General features: G+C 65.6%; 15 protein-coding genes, 1 tRNA gene and 1 pseudogene. 5 read left to right on the top strand and 12 right to left on the bottom strand.

All coding sequences use genetic code 11. The annotated features are described in order from the left end of the window. Nucleotides 1-67: 67 nt before the first annotated feature. Nucleotides 68-946 (bottom strand): acetylglutamate kinase, encoded by an 879-nt coding sequence (gene argB, locus HS053_RS20700; protein WP_174213163.1) that lies wholly within the window; start codon nucleotides 944-946, stop codon nucleotides 68-70. Nucleotides 947-1078: 132 nt separating this feature from the next. On the opposite strand from argB, the gene HS053_RS20695 reads away from it, so the two are divergent. Beyond that, nucleotides 1079-1825, top strand: a complete 747-nt coding sequence (locus HS053_RS20695; protein WP_174213148.1) for an SDR family oxidoreductase — start codon at nucleotides 1079-1081, stop codon at nucleotides 1823-1825. Here HS053_RS20695 and HS053_RS20690 read toward each other — a convergent pair. The 9 genes from HS053_RS20690 to rpmH all read right to left on the bottom strand — a co-directional run bounded on the left by HS053_RS20690 (nucleotide 1822) and on the right by rpmH (nucleotide 10411). Continuing rightward, complete coding sequence (locus HS053_RS20690; protein ID WP_174213147.1) at nucleotides 1822-3450, bottom strand: MFS transporter; 1629 nt, start codon at nucleotides 3448-3450, stop codon at nucleotides 1822-1824. The genes HS053_RS20695 and HS053_RS20690 overlap by 4 nt on opposite strands. 66 nt (nucleotides 3451-3516) lie before the next feature. After that, nucleotides 3517-4167 (bottom strand): ribosome biogenesis GTP-binding protein YihA/YsxC, encoded by a 651-nt coding sequence (yihA, locus tag HS053_RS20685; protein WP_174213146.1) that lies wholly within the window; start codon nucleotides 4165-4167, stop codon nucleotides 3517-3519. Further along, the gene (locus HS053_RS20680; protein WP_174213145.1) at nucleotides 4167-4919 is read right to left on the bottom strand and encodes an MOSC domain-containing protein; all 753 of its coding nucleotides are present in this window, start codon (nucleotides 4917-4919) and stop codon (nucleotides 4167-4169) included. The genes yihA and HS053_RS20680 overlap by 1 nt, the downstream gene beginning before the upstream one ends. Further along, nucleotides 4916-6760 (bottom strand): membrane protein insertase YidC, encoded by a 1845-nt coding sequence (gene yidC / locus HS053_RS20675; protein WP_174213144.1) that lies wholly within the window; start codon nucleotides 6758-6760, stop codon nucleotides 4916-4918. The genes HS053_RS20680 and yidC overlap by 4 nt, the downstream gene beginning before the upstream one ends. A 206-nt stretch (nucleotides 6761-6966) precedes the next feature. Then, nucleotides 6967-8511, bottom strand: coding sequence for a putative bifunctional diguanylate cyclase/phosphodiesterase (locus HS053_RS20670; protein WP_174213143.1), 1545 nt, complete (start codon nucleotides 8509-8511; stop codon nucleotides 6967-6969). 68 nt (nucleotides 8512-8579) lie between these two features. Beyond that, the gene (gene ttcA, locus HS053_RS20665) at nucleotides 8580-9455 is read right to left on the bottom strand and encodes a tRNA 2-thiocytidine(32) synthetase TtcA (RefSeq protein ID WP_174213142.1); all 876 of its coding nucleotides are present in this window, start codon (nucleotides 9453-9455) and stop codon (nucleotides 8580-8582) included. A gap of 121 nt (nucleotides 9456-9576) precedes the next feature. After that, nucleotides 9577-9831, bottom strand: a complete 255-nt coding sequence (gene yidD / locus HS053_RS20660) for a membrane protein insertion efficiency factor YidD (protein ID WP_174213141.1) — start codon at nucleotides 9829-9831, stop codon at nucleotides 9577-9579. Further along, on the bottom strand, nucleotides 9828-10241 hold the full coding sequence (gene rnpA, locus HS053_RS20655; protein WP_174213140.1) for a ribonuclease P protein component: 414 nt from the start codon (nucleotides 10239-10241) through the stop codon (nucleotides 9828-9830). Before rnpA ends, yidD begins: the two co-directional genes overlap by 4 nt. Before the next feature lie 35 nt (nucleotides 10242-10276). Then, nucleotides 10277-10411, bottom strand: coding sequence for a 50S ribosomal protein L34 (rpmH, locus tag HS053_RS20650; protein ID WP_174213139.1), 135 nt, complete (start codon nucleotides 10409-10411; stop codon nucleotides 10277-10279). A gap of 223 nt (nucleotides 10412-10634) precedes the next feature. Between rpmH and HS053_RS20645 the strand changes: the two genes are divergently transcribed. The 4 genes from HS053_RS20645 (at nucleotide 10635) to HS053_RS20630 (ending at nucleotide 14346) form a co-directional block, all read left to right on the top strand. Further along, nucleotides 10635-11360, top strand: coding sequence for a TVP38/TMEM64 family protein (locus tag HS053_RS20645; RefSeq protein ID WP_174213138.1), 726 nt, complete (start codon nucleotides 10635-10637; stop codon nucleotides 11358-11360). Beyond that, nucleotides 11357-12772, top strand: coding sequence for a dihydrolipoyl dehydrogenase family protein (locus HS053_RS20640; RefSeq protein WP_174213137.1), 1416 nt, complete (start codon nucleotides 11357-11359; stop codon nucleotides 12770-12772). The genes HS053_RS20645 and HS053_RS20640 overlap by 4 nt, the downstream gene beginning before the upstream one ends. 81 nt (nucleotides 12773-12853) lie before the next feature. Beyond that, nucleotides 12854-14209, top strand: a complete 1356-nt coding sequence (locus HS053_RS20635) for a sensor histidine kinase (protein ID WP_174213136.1) — start codon at nucleotides 12854-12856, stop codon at nucleotides 14207-14209. A 60-nt stretch (nucleotides 14210-14269) separates the two neighbouring features. Beyond that, a tRNA-Arg gene (locus HS053_RS20630) sits at nucleotides 14270-14346 on the top strand. A gap of 305 nt (nucleotides 14347-14651) precedes the next feature. On the opposite strand, the gene HS053_RS20625 is transcribed toward HS053_RS20630, so the two are convergent. Continuing rightward, a complete protein-coding gene (locus HS053_RS20625) occupies nucleotides 14652-15368 on the bottom strand; it encodes an HNH endonuclease (RefSeq protein ID WP_174213135.1) in 717 nt (238 codons plus the stop codon). A gap of 130 nt (nucleotides 15369-15498) precedes the next feature. After that, a pseudogene (locus HS053_RS20620) lies at nucleotides 15499-15804 on the bottom strand (hypothetical protein); the annotation flags it as partial.

Genomic DNA, 15804 nt, shown 5'->3' with positions numbered 1-15804 from the left:
CGCAACCCCAATCCAGACAGCAAAAAGCCGGGAGCGACGCCCCCGGCCTTTTGCACGGATTATGGGTTCAGCGGCGGACGCGCGGTTTCACCCGGGGTTCGGTCGAACGGATCTGGCTGCCCGCGCCGTGATCGGTGAACAGTTCCAGAAGGCAGGCATTCGGCACCTTGCCGTCCAGAATGGTCACCGCCCGCGTGCCCTGTTCAATGGCCATCAGCGCAGTTTCTGTCTTGGGGATCATGCCGCCCGAGATCACGCCATCCGCCGTCATCTGCCGGATTTCATCGGGGGTGATCTGGGTCATCACCTCACCCGCGGCATTCTTGACGCCGGGCACATCGGTCAACAGCAGCAGACGGTCGGCCTGCAACGCCCCGGCAATCGCCCCTGCCGCGGTGTCGCCGTTGACGTTAAAGGTCTCGTTATCGGCCATGCCGGTCGCCACCGGCGCCACGACCGGGATGATCCCGGCATTGTAGAGGTCGCGCAGCACCTGCACGTTCATCTCGACCGGCCGGCCGACATAGCCCAGTTCGGGATCATCCGCGACGCAGACCATCAGGTCGTCATCCTTGCCGGAAATCCCCACGGCGCGGCCGCCGGCATCCATGATGGCCTGCACGATCCGCTTGTTCACAAGGCCGGACAGGATCATCTCGACCACCTGCACTGTGGCCTTGTCGGTCACCCGCTTGCCGCGGACAAACTCGCTCTTGATGCCCAGCTTGTTCAGCATGTCGTTGATCATCGGCCCGCCGCCATGCACCACGACCGGGTTCACGCCCACCTGCCGCATCAGCACGATATCGCGGGCAAATTCCGCCATCGCGGCATCGTCGCCCATGGCATTGCCACCGAATTTCACCACCACCACGGCGCCGGTGAAACGTTGCAGATAGGGCAGGGCTTCCGAGAGCATTTTGGCGGTTGTGATGGCGTCGGTCATGGTCAGGGTCTGCTGTTTCATGGGGGCCTCCGGTTCCCCGCCCCATAAGGCTTTTGCCCCCCCCTGCCAAGCGCCGATTGGCTTGCGCTTGGCCATGCGCGGCGTAAGGTCGGCGCCAGAATGGAGGGCATCATGTCCGAGCGGAAGACCCCCGAGCAGAAGACCCTAGTGCTGACCGGCGCCTCGCGCGGGATCGGCCATGCCACGGTGAAGCGGTTTGAGCGTGAAGGCTGGCGGGTGCTGACCTGTTCGCGCCAGCCCTTCGATCCGCGCTGCCCTTGGCCCAACGGGGCCGAGAACCATATCGAGATCGACCTTGCCAGCCCCGACAAGACCATTGCCGCGATTGAGGTGATCAAGAACAAGATCGGGGGCAAGCTGCACGCGCTGGTCAACAACGCCGGGATTTCGCCCAAAGGCCCGGGGGGCAAGCGGCTGAACACGCTGGAGACCGACCTGCGGACCTGGGGGCAGGTGTTCCATGTCAACTTTTTCGCCTCGATCGTGCTGGCGCGCGGGCTGCGCGACGAGCTTTCGGCGGCCAAGGGCGCGGTGGTCAACGTCACCTCCATCGCCGGCGCCCGGGTGCATCCCTTTGCCGGGGCGGCCTATGCCACGTCAAAGGCGGCGCTGGCGGCACTGACGCGCGAGATGGCGCATGATTTCGGCCCCTTGGGCGTGCGGGTAAACGCGATTGCGCCGGGCGAGATTGAAACGGCAATCCTGTCGCCCGGCACCGACAAGATCGTCGAGAAGCTGCCGATGCAGCGGCTTGGCCAGCCCTCGGAAGTGGCAGATGCGATCTGGTTCCTGTGTTCGGATCAGGCGAGCTATATTTCCGGCGCCGAGATCGAGGTGAACGGCGCCCAGCACGTCTAGAGGATCTTGGGGTTTTCCAGAATCGGCAGATCGTCGTGCAGCGGCACCGTCTCGCGTTCAATCATGCGGTGGATGCGGGGCGGTTCGGGGCCACGGTGCAATTCCATCAGCCGGTCCCAGTTCTGCGAATCCGCCTGGGTGCGGCGCTGGTTGTGGCGGATATATTCAACCCAGGTCGGAACGTGATAGCTTTCCACCCAGATATCCGGCGTTTCCAGATCGCGCAGCAAGGCCCATTGCCCCACCCCGTCGCGCAGCCGGATGCGCCGCCGGTCGGCCATCAGGGCAAGGAAGGCATCGGTATTGGCGGGCGGAATCTCCCAGTCGATCATCACCAGTATCGGCCCTGACCGCGCCTTGAGGTCCAGCCGCAGCGCCGGTTCGTGAAAGCGGTTGGCCGGATCGAGGTTCACGTCGGAAAAGTCCGGCATCGGCAGGACGCGCCCCAGAGCCGCGCCGGCCACCATGACGCCCGCCGCGATGAGCAGCGCGGTTTGCGGGCTGCCCACCTCGGAAATCCAGCCCCAGAGCCAGCTTCCCAGCGCCATCCCGCCAAAGGTCGCGGTCTGATAAACCGCCAGCGCCCGCCCCACGACCCAGCGCGGCGTGGCAAGCTGGGTCGAGACGTTGAACAGCGACAGCGCCGAAACCCAGGCCGCCCCCGCCATCAAAAGCCCCGGCAGCACCAGCCAGAGCGTGGTCGAAACCGCCACCAGCACGGTCCCCGCCCCGAAGGCAAGGAAAGAGCAGGCGACAATCGCCTCGATCCCGGCGCGGCGGCGCAGTTGCGGGCTGGCCAGCGCGCCACCGATGGCGCCAAGGCCAAAGGCGCCCAGCAAAAGCCCATAGGTCGTCGCACCGCCCTGCAACGTGTCGCGCGTCACCACCGGCAAAAGCGCCAGCAGGACAACGGCGGAAAGGCCAAAGACCGAGGCCCGCGCCATCACCCGCATCAGATTGGGCGACAGGGCCACATAACGCAGCCCGGCCCAGATCGCGGAATGCAGCCGCTCTGCCGGCAGGTCGCCGCGTTCGGGCCGGTGGTTCCAGCGGAAGAGGGCGAAGATCACCGCCAGATAGCTGACCGCATTGATGGCAAAGGCCGCCGCTGCCCCCGCCGCCGCCACGATCACCCCGCCCAAGGCTGGGCCGATCGAGCGCATGAGGTTGAAGCTCATCGAGTTCAGGGTGACCGCGGCAGGCAGGTCTTCGCGCGGCACAAGATCACGCATCGACGCCTGCCATGCCGGCAGATGCAGCGCCGAACCAAGGCCCAGCAGGAAGGTGAAACACAAGAGGCTCCACGGCCCCAGCCAACCGCCCCATGCCGCCACTGACAGCAGCACCGAAACCGCCCCCATGAAAAGCTGGGCCGCCAGCATCACCTTGCGGCGGTCGAAATTGTCGGCCAGCGCCCCGGCGGCCACCGCCAGAATCATGATCGGCAGCGTGGTCGAACCCTGAACCAGCGCCACCATGTCATGCGAGGGGGTCAATTCGGCCATAAGCCAGCCCGCGCCCACCCCCTGAATAAGCCATCCCAGATTCGAGACCAGCGTGGCGGTCCAGATCAGGCGAAAGGCAGGGTGGCGCAGCGGCGCCAGAGGCGAGGTCGGGGGCGGCATGGCGGGCTCCTGCCCGCAACCTGCCGCAAGCGCGCGCCGGGCGCCAGCCCCAGTTTGTCGCTCCGGCTATTCCAGCGTGGCGATGATGGCGCGCAGCGTCTCCACCCCTTCGCCCTTTTCCGAGGAGGTGACGATGATCTCGGGATAGGCCGCCGGATGTTTGCCCAAGGCCGCCTTGACCTGCGCGATATTCGCCTCGCGCGTTTCGCGGTTCACCTTGTCGGCCTTGGTCATCACCACCTGAAAGGTGACCGCGGATTTGTCGAGCAAGGTCAGAATCTCTTCATCCACCGCCTTCACCCCATGCCGCGTGTCGATCAGCACGAAGGCGCGGCGCAGCGTCTGGCGGCCTTGCAGATATTGCTTCAGCAGCGCCTGCCATTTGGCGACGATGGCCACCGGCGCCTCGGCATAGCCATAGCCGGGAAGGTCCACCAGATAGCGGACCTCTCCCAGCGCGAAGAAGTTGATTTCCTGCGTCCGCCCCGGCGTGTTCGAGGCACGGGCAAGGTTCTTGCGCCCGGTCAGCGCATTGATCAGGCTGGATTTCCCCACATTCGACCGCCCGGCAAAGCAAATTTCCAGCCGGTCGGGCGGCGGCAGGGCGGCCATGGTGGTGACGCCTTTGACGAAATCGACGGGGCCCGCGAACATCAGGCGGCCCTTTTCGCGCGGCTCGTCCTCGGGCTCGGGGGCCGTTATGAATTGCAGCGCCATCAGATCACCTCTACCCTGTCGCCGGGCTGAATGCGCCCGCCTTGCAGCACCACGGCAAAGACGCCGAAATCCTGTTCGCCCACCACGTCGCGCAGCCCGCGCAATGTGTCGGCGTCAATCACCCCGGTTTCGGGGTTCGCGCTGGTCGCCTTGCAGCGGCCCACCCGTTCGCGCACCTCAAGCCGCGTCTCGCCCACCTGCAATTGCCGCCCGATCCAGCCGAACTCGGCCCAGGGCGCAAATCCGTCCACCCACAGGTTCCCCCGCCAGCGGTGGATCGAGAGCGGCTGGCCCATATGATCCGCCAAGGCGGCGTTCGAGGCCAGATTCTTGATCGACACGGTGGGATAATTGCTGTCGGTCATCGCCACGCCAGGCGCCTTGACCAGCGCCACCGGGGCAAAGCGGTCGTCCGGGCTGATCGGCGCCAGCCAGTCGATCAGCCGGACCCCTTCGGTTTCGGGATGAAAGCGCAGCTCGGCCAGATCGGGGTGGCGCAGGGTCATCTCGCCGGTGCCTTCGTCAAAGACGGCGGTGATCGCCATCAGCGCGGGCGTGCGGGCGCCGCGCTGAAAATTGGGGCAAGGCGTCCAGGCCGGGGCGCCTGCGTCGAATTTCGAGGCGGCATGGGCCACGGCCCAGTGCCGGTCCCATGGCAGGGCGGCCCCCGCCGAAAGCACAACGGACGCGAGTTCCTCGCGTCCGTGGGCTTTGATCGGGTGGCGGAAAAGATGCGCCAGCCGTCCTGTCATTTCTTGCGCACCTTCTCGGGCTTGGGCACCGCCACCGGCGCCGGCTTTTTCCTGAACGTCTTTCGGATGTTGCCGAAGAGGTCGGGCCGGTGGCCGTGGCTGGACATGATCGCATACTGTTGCATGAAGGTGATCGTGTTGTTCGTGATCCAGTAGAGAACCAGCCCCGAGGCAAAGCTGCCCAGCATGAACATGAAGACCCAAGGCATCCAGGCAAAGATCTGCTGTTGCACCGGATCGGCGGGCGCGGGGTTCAGCTTTTGCTGCAGCCACATCGACACGCCCAGCAGGATCGGCAGCACGCCGATGAAGATGGTATGGGTCAGCGTGCCCGCCATCGGCGCGTCCCACGGCAGGAAGCCGAAGAGGTTATAGAGCGACGAGGGATCGGGCATCGACAGGTCTTTCAGCCAGCCGAAGAACGGCGCCTGCCGCAGCTCGATGGTGACGAAGATCACCTTGTAAAGGCTGAAGAAGATCGGAATCTGGATCAGCACCGGCAGACAGCCTGCGGCGGGGTTGACCTTTTTCTCCTTGTAAAGCTGCATCATTTCCTTTTGCAGCTTCTGCTTGTCCTCGCCCGCGCGCTCTTTCAGCGCCTCAAGCTCGGGTTGCAGTTCCTTCATCCGCGCCATCGAGACATAGGATTTATAGGCGAGCGGCAGCACCAGCACCTTCAGCACGAAGGTCAGCGCGATGATGGCCAGACCCATGTTGCCGATGATGCCATGCAGCCAGTGCAGCACCGAGAAGATCGGCTTGGTCAGGAAATAGAACCAGCCCCAGTCGATCGAATCTACAAAGCCTGCGATCCCGGCCTTGTCCTGATAATCGCGGATCGTGGCCCATTCCTTGGCCCCGGCATAAAGCCGGGTGGTCACTTCGGCCTTGGCGCCGGGGGCAACGGCCAGCACCGGCTGGCGCACTTCGGTCTGATAGATGTCGGCGCCGGGGACGTATTTCGTCACCGCCTTGTAGGGCTTGCCCTGCTCGGGGATCAGCGTGGTCATCCAGTAGTGGTCGGTGATGCCGATCCAGCCGTCGGTCGTGCCCTCGGCAATCTCGGCCGGGGCGCCTTCGGCCTCGACGGGATCGTATTTGGTCACATCCTTGTAGTCGGTTTCTTCATACTTGCCGTCGGTGCGGCGGATGATCCCCTCATGCACGACATAGATGTTCTGCAACTTGGGCAGGCCGTGGCGCGCGATGATGCCATAGGGGGCAAGGCGGGCCTCGGCGGTGCTGGTGTTTTCCACGGCATCGGTGACGGTGAACATGAAGTCCTCGTCCACCGCGATGGTGCGGGTGAAGGTCAGGCCCTTGCCGTTGGTCCAGGTCAGGGTGACGGGCGCACCGGGGGCCAGCGTGCTGCCGCTGGCGACGGTCCATTGCGATTTGGCATCGGGCAGGTCGGCAGCAGTCAGCCCTTTGCCCGGGGTCCAGCCGAAGACGGCATAATAGGGGAAAGCCTGCCCCACCGGCGAGAGCAGCCGGACATTGGGCGAATTCGCTTCCAGCGTCTCACGATAGGTTTTCAGCGACAGATCGTCGATCCGCCCGCCCAGCATCGAGATCGACCCGGCCAGCTTGGGCGTGTCGATCGTCAGGCGCGGCGCCTCGGGCAGCGGCGCGGTTTCCAGCGTGGCAGCGCCGGCGGCCGGCTCGCCCGCGGCGGGCGGCGTGGCAGCAGGCTGGCCCGCAGCATCGGGGGCGGTGGCTTCCTGCGTGGTTTCCGTCGGGAACCATTGCGGGAAAATCATGGGGCCTGCAACGAACCAGCCCAGGATCACGAGGAAGCTGAGGATCGTTGCGAGGATGAGGTTCTTGTTTTGATCGTCCATCGGACCACCACCACTCCGTTCAGGGTCAGCGGTGCTTCAACAGAAGGGGGGGGCAAAGGTCAAGCGGTTTTCCCCCCATCGCGGGGCCGGGCGGGCCTGCGAAGAGGATTTCCGCGAAAAGGCGGCCCGGGGCACCGTTCATGGTGCCCCGGGCCGCCTTGGCGGAGAGGGCGGGATGCGGGTGTCAGCGCATCCGGTGTGCGGGGTCAGCGCGCCCGGTGGCCGATGCGGGGTGCCGTGGTCTGTGCAGCGCGGTGGCGGGCGATCCAGTCGAAGGTTTCTTCCAGCGGCATCGGGCGGGCGATGCCAAAGCCCTGCACATCGCCGCAGCCCAGTTGCGCCAGCATGGCATGTTCGCCGGGCGTCTCGACCCCTTCGGCAAGGGTGGCAAGGCCAAGCCGTTCGGCCATCGACAGGATGGCCGAGACCATCTTTTGCTGTTCGCGGTCTTCATCGACATGGGTGACAAAGCTGCGGTCGATCTTCAGCCGCCGGATGGCAAAGCGGCGGATCGAGGTGATCGAGGCATGGCCGGTGCCGAAATCATCCAAGTCGATGCCGCAGCCCAGCCGCGCCAGCGCCGCGATGTTCGACACGATCACGTCATGTGCGGTTTCCGCGACCACGGTTTCCAGCACTTCCACGGTCAGGCGGCGCGGCTCAAGGTCAAAGCGGTCAAGCTCCCATTTCAGCTTGTCGGCCAGCCGCGGGTTGCGCAGTTCCGCGCTTGAAAAGTTGACCGAGATATTGGGCACCTCAAGCCCCCCCTTGTCCCAGCGGGTCAGAGCCGAAAGGGCGCTGTAGAGGATCACTTCGCCCAGACGCTCCCCCAGCCCCGAGTCCTCGATCAGCGGCAGAAATTCGGCAGGCGGGATCAGGCCGCGGGTCGGGTGATGCCAGCGCGCCAGCGCCTCGAACCCGGTGATGGCGCCGGTATCTGTGGAAATCTGCGGCTGGAAATAGGGACGGATCTGGCCTTCATCCAGCGCAGTCTCCAACTCCTCGCGCAGGGCGCTGCGGCTGGCGCGGCGCTGCGAAATTTCGGGCGAATAGGCGCGGATGGCGCCGGGGCCGTTTGCTGCGGCTTCATCGGCGGCCATCAGCGCGGCATCCAGAAGCGCCTGACCGGAGGGTTCCGGCGCCCGCACCGCCAGACAGAACCCGACCGAACAGGTCAGATGCAGCCGCGTGGCGTTCAGGCTGACCGGCACGGTCACCGCCGATTGTAGTCGGGCCGCGATCTGGACCACGGTTTCAAGGTCAAGCCGACGCACCGGGGCAAGCGTCACGGCAAAACCGCCGCCTTCCAGCCGGGCAACCGCATCGCCGCTGCGCAGCGCGGCGCAGAGCCGCTCGGCCGTGCGCGCAAGCACCTCTGTCTGGGCCGCGCGGCCGTGGCGGCGGGCCAGTTCCTCAACCTCGTCAAGTTGCACCACAAGGCAGGCGGTGGTTGCGCCGGTGATCGGCGCCTCGCGGTAGGCGTGGTCCAGCACGGCGAGGATATGGGGCCGCAGCGCCAGCCCCCCCAGCGCATCGGGCGGGCCGGGCGGCGGCGGATCGGCAAAGCGGAAGGCACCGGCGATGGTAAAGATCAGCGGCGCCGCCAGCGCCGTCAGGATCAGCACCTCTTCCCCGCCCAGCCAGAAGGCAGCAAGCGTCAGCGCGGGCAGGAACACCATCAGTTCGGGACGCCGCAACTGCGCGCCAAGCCAGCGCAGGGCGACAAGCGCATCGGGAAACCGCTGGGGCATGACCTGTTCTCCGACCAAACCGGGCATCCCGGCCAGGGTCAGCCTAGAGAATCAGGTTGAGTGATCTGTTAATCCACATCCCTCAGTTGCGGAGGATTTCCCGACAATTCGATCTTTCCCGCCATCAGCCCGGCGAAATCAAAGAGACCGGGGTCCGCCAGATGCGAAGGACGCACGTTCATCAGTGCCCGGAACATCACTTGCCGCCGCCCCGGGCTGCGGGTCTCCCATTCATCCAGCAGCTTTTTCACCTGCGCACGTTGCAGCCCTTCCTGACTGCCGCACAGATCGCAGGGGATGATGGGGTAATTCATGCCGCGGGCGAATTTCTCGCAATCCGCCTCGGAGACAAAGGCAAGCGGGCGGGCGACGAACAGATCGCCCTCTTCATTCACCAGCCGCGGCGGCATCGAGGCCAGCCTGCCGCCGTGGAACAGGTTCATGAAGAAGGTTTCCAGAATGTCGTCGCGGTGATGGCCCAGAACCACGGTGGAACACCCCTCTTCGCGCGCGATGCGGTAAAGGTTGCCGCGCCGCAGCCGCGAACACAGGCTGCACATCGTGCCGCCCGGCTTGATCTTGTCGATCACCACCGAATAGGTGTCCTGATATTCGATCCGGTGCGGCACGCCCATGCGTGTCAGAAACTCGGGCAGGACGGTGGCCGGAAAGCCGGGCTGGCCCTGATCCAGATTGCAGGCCAGAAGGTCAGCGGGCAGAAGGCCGCGCCATTTCAGCTCGGTCAGCACGGCGAGAAGGGTATAGCTGTCCTTGCCACCCGACAGGCAGATCAGCCAGCGGTCGCCGGGGCGCACCATGCCATAGGTCTCGATCGCCTCGCGCACGTTCTGCACCAGCCGCTTGCGCAGCTTGCGGAACTCGGTGCTTTTGGGGGCGCCGTAGAACAGCGGGTGGATGTCGTCGGCGTCATCGTCGTCAAACATGATCGTCCCTCTCGGATGGCCTGCTATGCCAGAGCGCTGCCGGTAATGCAAAACACGCCTTGCATTTGCCCTTCTTCAAATACTCCCGCCGGAGGCGTCAACGGCGGGACGGGGCGGGCGGTTACGGGTGATGCGCGCGGTCAAAGTCGGGATCGGCGCCGGGAACCGGGTCATAGCCGTGGCCGCCCCAAGGATGGCAGCGGCAAAGCCGGTGAACCATCAGATAGCCGCCCTTGACGGCGCCATGGCGTTCCAGCGCCTCAAGCGCATAGGCCGAGCAGGTGGGCTGAAACCGGCAGCCATGGCCGACCCAGGGGCTGAGAAGCAGCCGATAGGCGCGCACCGGCATGGCAACCAGATGGGCAAGCGGCGTCATGGCCGCCCCCGGTGGACCGAGCGCAAGGCGGCGGTCAGATCATCAAGCAGCAGGGCGAAATCGCGGGTGGTGGTGGCACCGGGCTTGGCGACCAGAACATAATCCCAGCCGGGCCGCGCCGCATGTGCAAGAATGGCGCGGGCCACCTCGCGCAGGCGGCGCTTGGCGCGGTTGCGTGCCACCGCATTGCCGATCTTCTTAGAGGCGGTGAAGCCCACGCGCACCACGGTGCTGTCATCGTCCCGGGCGCGGGCCTGCAACAGAAAACCGCCGGTGCCCTGCCGCCGCGCCGAGGCGGCGCGCAGAAAGTCGGGGCGGTTGCGCAGTGTCTCAAGGCAAAGCGAAACCGCCGGAGACGCAACGGGCGCTTCGGCATCCATGCCTTGGCCCGTGGTTTCCGGCGGTGTCATCGCATCATCCTCCGGCCCGAAGGCCGTCAAGGAAATCAGGCGGACAGAACCTTGCGGCCCTTGGCGCGGCGGGCGGCCAGCACCAGACGGCCGCCTTTGGTGGCCATGCGGGCGCGGAAGCCGTGGCGACGGCTGCGAACCAGGTTCGACGGTTGGTAAGTGCGCTTCATCGCGGCTCTCCATCAGACGGCGTCCCGAACCCGCGGGGATTCGAGGGCGGTAACTTGAAGCCCGGTCTTTACGGGCGCTTTCAGGCCCTGTCAACGTGGGCGGCGCGGGATTTCTGCAACATTTCGCAGGTTGCGCGCCCCGGCAAGGGCAGACAGAAGGTCCGGCCATCAACCCGGCGTGAAGGGGCTGGTCAGCCGCCCGCCCGGACGCCATCCTTGGGCCATGCACCTTTCCAGCCCCCGAAACGGAGTGATCCGCCGCCTGCCCCTGCTGATCATCGCCTGTTCGGCGCTGTTCGGCGTGATCTTCCTGCGCGATGACCTGTCGTTTCAGGCGCTTGGCCGCCATGCCGGGGCGCTGACCGCGCTGCGCGACACCCACCCGCTGTTGACGGCGGGGGCATTCGTGCTGGGCTATGCGGGGATGGTGGCGCTTTCGCTGCCCGGGGCGACATTGGCGACGCTGGCGGGGGGGATGCTGTTCGGGCTGTTCCCGGGGGTGGTCTATAATGTGACCGGCGCCTCGCTGGGCGCGGTCGGGGTGTTTCTGGCGGCCCGCGCCGGAATTGGCGCCGATGTTGCGGCCCGGCTGGCCAAAGGGCGGGGGGCGGCGCTGTTGCAGCGGCTGCAACGCAACGCATGGCCTGCGCTTCTGGTGATGCGGCTTTTGCCGGTGGTTCCCTTCTTTGCCGCCAATCTGTTGCCCGCTTTTGCGGGGGTGCGGCTCTGGCCTTTTGCGGCGACGACGGTGCTGGGCATCTTGCCCGGCGCGCTGATCCTGACCACGCTGGGCAGCGGTCTGGCCGAGGTTCTGGCGCGAGGCGAGGCGCCTGACCTCAGCCTGCTGACTTCGCCGCAGGTGGTTTTGGGGCTGTGCGGGCTGGCGGCGCTTGTCGCGGGCCCGGTGCTGTGGCGGGCGCTGCGGCCCGGCGTGGAGGATGGGAAATGACGCGGATCAGCACCGATGTCTGCGTGATCGGCGCCGGGTCTGGCGGGCTGTCGCTGGCGGCCGGGGCGGTGCAGATGGGCGCGCGGGTGGTGCTGATCGAGGGCGCTGCGATGGGGGGCGACTGCCTGAACCATGGCTGCGTGCCGTCAAAGGCGCTGCTGGCGGCGGGCGCTGCGGCCGAGGCGCGGCGGCGTGGTGGCATGGGGTTGCGGCCCGAGGTGCCTGCGGTGGATTTTGCCGCGGCCAAAGACCATGTGGATGCCGTGATTGCTGCCATCGCCCCGCATGACAGTCAGGAACGCTTTGAAGGTCTGGGCGTGACGGTGATCCGCGCCATGGCGCGCTTTACCTCTCCGCGTGAGGTGGAGGCGGGCGGTCATCTGATCCGCGCCCGCCGCTTTGTGATTGCCACCGGCGCGCGGCCCGTGCTGCCGCCGATCGACGGCATCGCGCGGGTGCCGGTCCTGACGAACGAGACGATCTTTGCCCTGCGCGCGCCGCCTGAACACCTGCTGATCCTAGGCGGTGGGCCGATCGGGATGGAAATGGCGCAGGCGCACCGGCGGCTGGGCTGCAAGGTGACGGTGATCGAGGCGGCACAGCTTCTGTCCCGCGAAGACCCCGAGGCGGCTTTGGTGGTGACCGACGCCCTTGCGGCCGAAGGCGTGATGCTGCGGCAGGGGCAGGCGGTGGTCCGCCTGCGCCCGCTGCCCGAGGGGGTCGAGGCCGTTCTGGCCGATGGCGAGGTGATCACGGCGAGCCACCTTCTGGCCGCAACCGGACGCAAGCCCATGCTGGAGGGGCTGGGGCTGGACGCGGCAGGGGTGGCCCATACCGCGCAGGGGGTGACGGTGGGGGCGGGCCTGCGTTCAACCACCAATCGCCGGGTCTATGCCTTGGGCGATGCGGCAGGCGGGGCACAGTTCACCCATCTGGCGGGCGCCCATGCCGGGGTGGTGATCCGCCAGATCCTGCTGGGCCTGCCGGCCAAGGCCCCGCAGCGGGTGCCCCGCGTGACCTATACCGACCCCGAACTTGCACAGGCCGGGCTGACCGAAGCGGAGGCCCGCGCTGCCCATGGCGCCGCCCTGACCGTGTTGCGGCAACCCTTCGCGGGCAACGACCGCGCCCGAACCGAGGGGCGCACGGCGGGGTTTCTCAAGCTGATGGTGGTCAAGGGGCGCCCGGTGGGGGCAACGCTGGTCGGCCCCGGCGCGGGCGAGGCGATTGCCTTCTGGCAACTCGCGCTTACGGGCCGGGTAAAGCTGTCCACCATCGCCGGAATGATCCTGCCCTATCCGACGCGGGCGGAAATCGGCAAGCGGGCCGCTGGGGCCTATTTCTCGGCCCGACTCTTTGATAATCCTGCGGTTAGGCGGGTGGTTCGGCTGGTGCAACGGCTGCTGCCCTGAGCGGCGTTGCGACAAAGGGGATGGCAGGGTTTGACATCGGGGCGGGGGCGGTTCCTGAATACCCTCTCGGGGCGGTTCCTCATGCTGACCGTCGGCTTTGTCATGCTGGCCGAAATCCTGATCTTCGTGCCCTCCATCGCCCGGTTCCGCGCCGATTTTCTGATGAACCGGCTGGAAAAGGCGCAGATCGCCTCGCTGTCGCAACTGGCCGCCGAAGACATGGTTTCGCCCGAGCTGGAGGCAGAGCTTCTGGCCAATGCGCAGGTCTACAACATCGTCCTACGCCGCGACGAGGTGCGCCAGCTTGTGCTGTCCTCGCCCATCCCGCGCCCGATTTCCGCGACTTATGACCTGCGCGAGGCGGGGCCATGGGACCTAATCCGTGATGCCTTTGCCTGCCTGCTGACGCCGGGGGCTGATATCATCCGCGTCATCGGCAATCCGGTGCAGAAGGCAGGGCTCCTGATCGAGGTCACCATGGACGAGGCGCCCCTGCGCGCCGAAATGCTGGACTACGGGCTGCGCATCCTATTGCTTTCGGCGCTGATTTCGGCGGTGACGGCGCTTTTGCTGTTCCTTGCGGTGCAGAGGCTGATCGTGCAGCCCATCCGGCGGGTGTCGCGGCACATGGCCTCTTACGCCGAAGCGCCCGAGGATGTGCGCCGCGTGATCGCCCCCATGGCGCAGGTCGAGGAACTGCGCGAGGCCGAAGAAGCCATGCAGAAGATGCAGCAGCAACTGACCGGCAGCCTGCGGCAGAAGGAACGGCTGGCCCAGCTTGGCGGCGCCGTCGCCAAGATCAGCCACGATCTGCGCAATATCCTGACCACCGCCCAGCTTTTCGCCGACCGGCTTGAGGGCAGCGCCGACCCCACCGTCGCCCGCGCGGCGCCCAAGCTGGTCTCTTCGATCAGCCGGGCGGTGAGCTTGTGCGAATCGACGCTGAAATTCGGCAAGGCCGAAGAGGCCGCGCCCGATCTGCGCGAGGTGGCGCTGGCCGAACTTGCAGCCGAAGTGGCCGAGGCCGAGGGGCTGGCCGAGGATACCGCCGTCGCCTGCCTGATTGACATGCCCGAGGGGCTGAAGGTGCGTGCCGACAGCGAGCAGCTTTTCCGCGTGCTGTCCAATCTGGTGCGCAATGCCCGGCAGGCGATTGAAGCGGCGGGCGAGGGGGGCACCATCGAGATTTCCGGCGAGGACCGGCCCGAGGAATGGCGCATCCGCGTCGGCGACAGCGGCCCCGGCCTGCCGGAAAAGGCGCGGGAGCATCTTTTCGAGGCATTTCAGGGCGGCACCCGCAAGGGCGGCACCGGCCTTGGCCTTGCCATCGCCGCCGAACTGGTGCGCGGCCATGGCGGGCGGCTGGAACTTGCCCGATCCGACGCGGAAGGCACCGAGTTTCTGATCCGTCTGCCCAAGGCCGGATTGCCAAGCTGAGGTTTTCGCGTTTTCGCCCTTGCCAAGCCCGAGCGGGCCAGCTAAACGCCCCCTCAAGACGGACCCGTAGCTCAGCTGGATAGAGCATCAGACTACGAATCTGAGGGTCGGGCGTTCGAATCGCTCCGGGTCCGCCATTTACCCTTGAAATCTCTGAAGATTATCGCGCGCGTGTGCGTTGGGGCGCGCCGCCATGGCCGCGCGGCGGTGGTCCTTTGCCTGTTGATCTCCTTCAGGCTGGCGGGAATCTTTTCCGGTCAGCCTCTTGCGCCGTTGTGGCGGCGCGCCAGCTTCTGGACAACCGTGCGGCAGCTTCTGGATGGAAAATTTTGTGCCGCCGCCAAAAAATCCTCACAGCTAGAAGAGGGTCCGGGGGGAGCATCACCGAAAGGCTCGATCAGCTCCGCCCCACAGCACCAGACTGACGACACCAACCTGTTTGCTACTTCAGCGGTTCAAATCCCGCGCCCGCCGGAAAACACATGCCACTAGTCTGGAACGCTTTGTAGATGTCGACTTCAAACTTGGCGCACCAACCGCTGGCTACCCAGCGACACGAGGCACAGACCGCAAAATCTTCGTAGAATTCGTCGTGGTCGAACTTCTCAGGATGGGCCTTCTCATGACATTGCCGACAAAGCGCCACGAGGTCGAAGAGCAATTCATTTTGAACGTGGCGATAAGTCTTGTGGTGGACCTCGGTCGCTTCACATGCGAGGCAGCCTTCGCAGATCCCATTTGCCCGTTTCAGAACCTTGAGGCGTTTAACCTGCCACTCCGGAGTTCTAAGGTAGGCCGCATACTCTTTTGCTAGCGGCTCAGCTGTGGCGGACAGGTTAGCCTTTGATTCGGCATTCTCGGCCCAGTAACGGCGGTCGATCTCCAACCTCGCCTCGTTTCGCCTAGCCTGATACTCTTCCCTTAATCCGTCTTGGAACAAGGGTAGGCTCTCAAAACCTGGAAGTTTCTTGAAGGGGGTTCCACTCTGCTCGCCGCAGATTTTGCATTGGTCTACAACGTTCGATCCGCGCAGCGTCCGGGTTTTCACCGGATGCTGGCAAAGCCCGTTGTACTGCTTCACCTCTGCGCAGTACCGAGCCTCCAAATCGCCGTGCAAAAAAGTGTGGCCGCTTCCGTCGGGGTCTCTGAGTCTGGTCATAGGCAAAACACCGCACTTGAAGAAAAAGGCGGCACCATAGTCAAAGGTTTTTTCTATTCTGGCGAGACAAAAAAAACGGCCCGGGTGATGCCTAGGCCGCTTAAGTTTCAGCCCTTGAGCACATGAACCTTCAGCATGCGCCACGCGCGTGCTGCAGCCAGCGGGACCACTCCGTTACCGGCCGCAGCGGTTCGGTCCAGCCCGGTGGCCACCCCATCAACCAATCGCTGAATTGCGGGTTTAAGGTCTGGCCGATCGAAGAGCCGGTCTCCCCACTCCGCAAGCGCACCCGGTAGGGGAGGGAAGAGGCCGGGGAACGGGGCGTCCAGCCCATCGCCATCAGCAGCTCCCACAGCACCGTCCAGCTGTAGACCGCGTTCTTCAGGCCCATCTGCTTGCCGCTCTGGCGCTCGTCTTTCATCAGCTTCAGCCCCGC

Origin of the sequence: Tabrizicola fusiformis, assembly GCF_013328815.1 — a bacterium.
GTDB lineage: Bacteria > Pseudomonadota > Alphaproteobacteria > Rhodobacterales > Rhodobacteraceae > Fuscibacter.
This window is presented reverse-complemented; position numbering and strand designations above follow the sequence as displayed.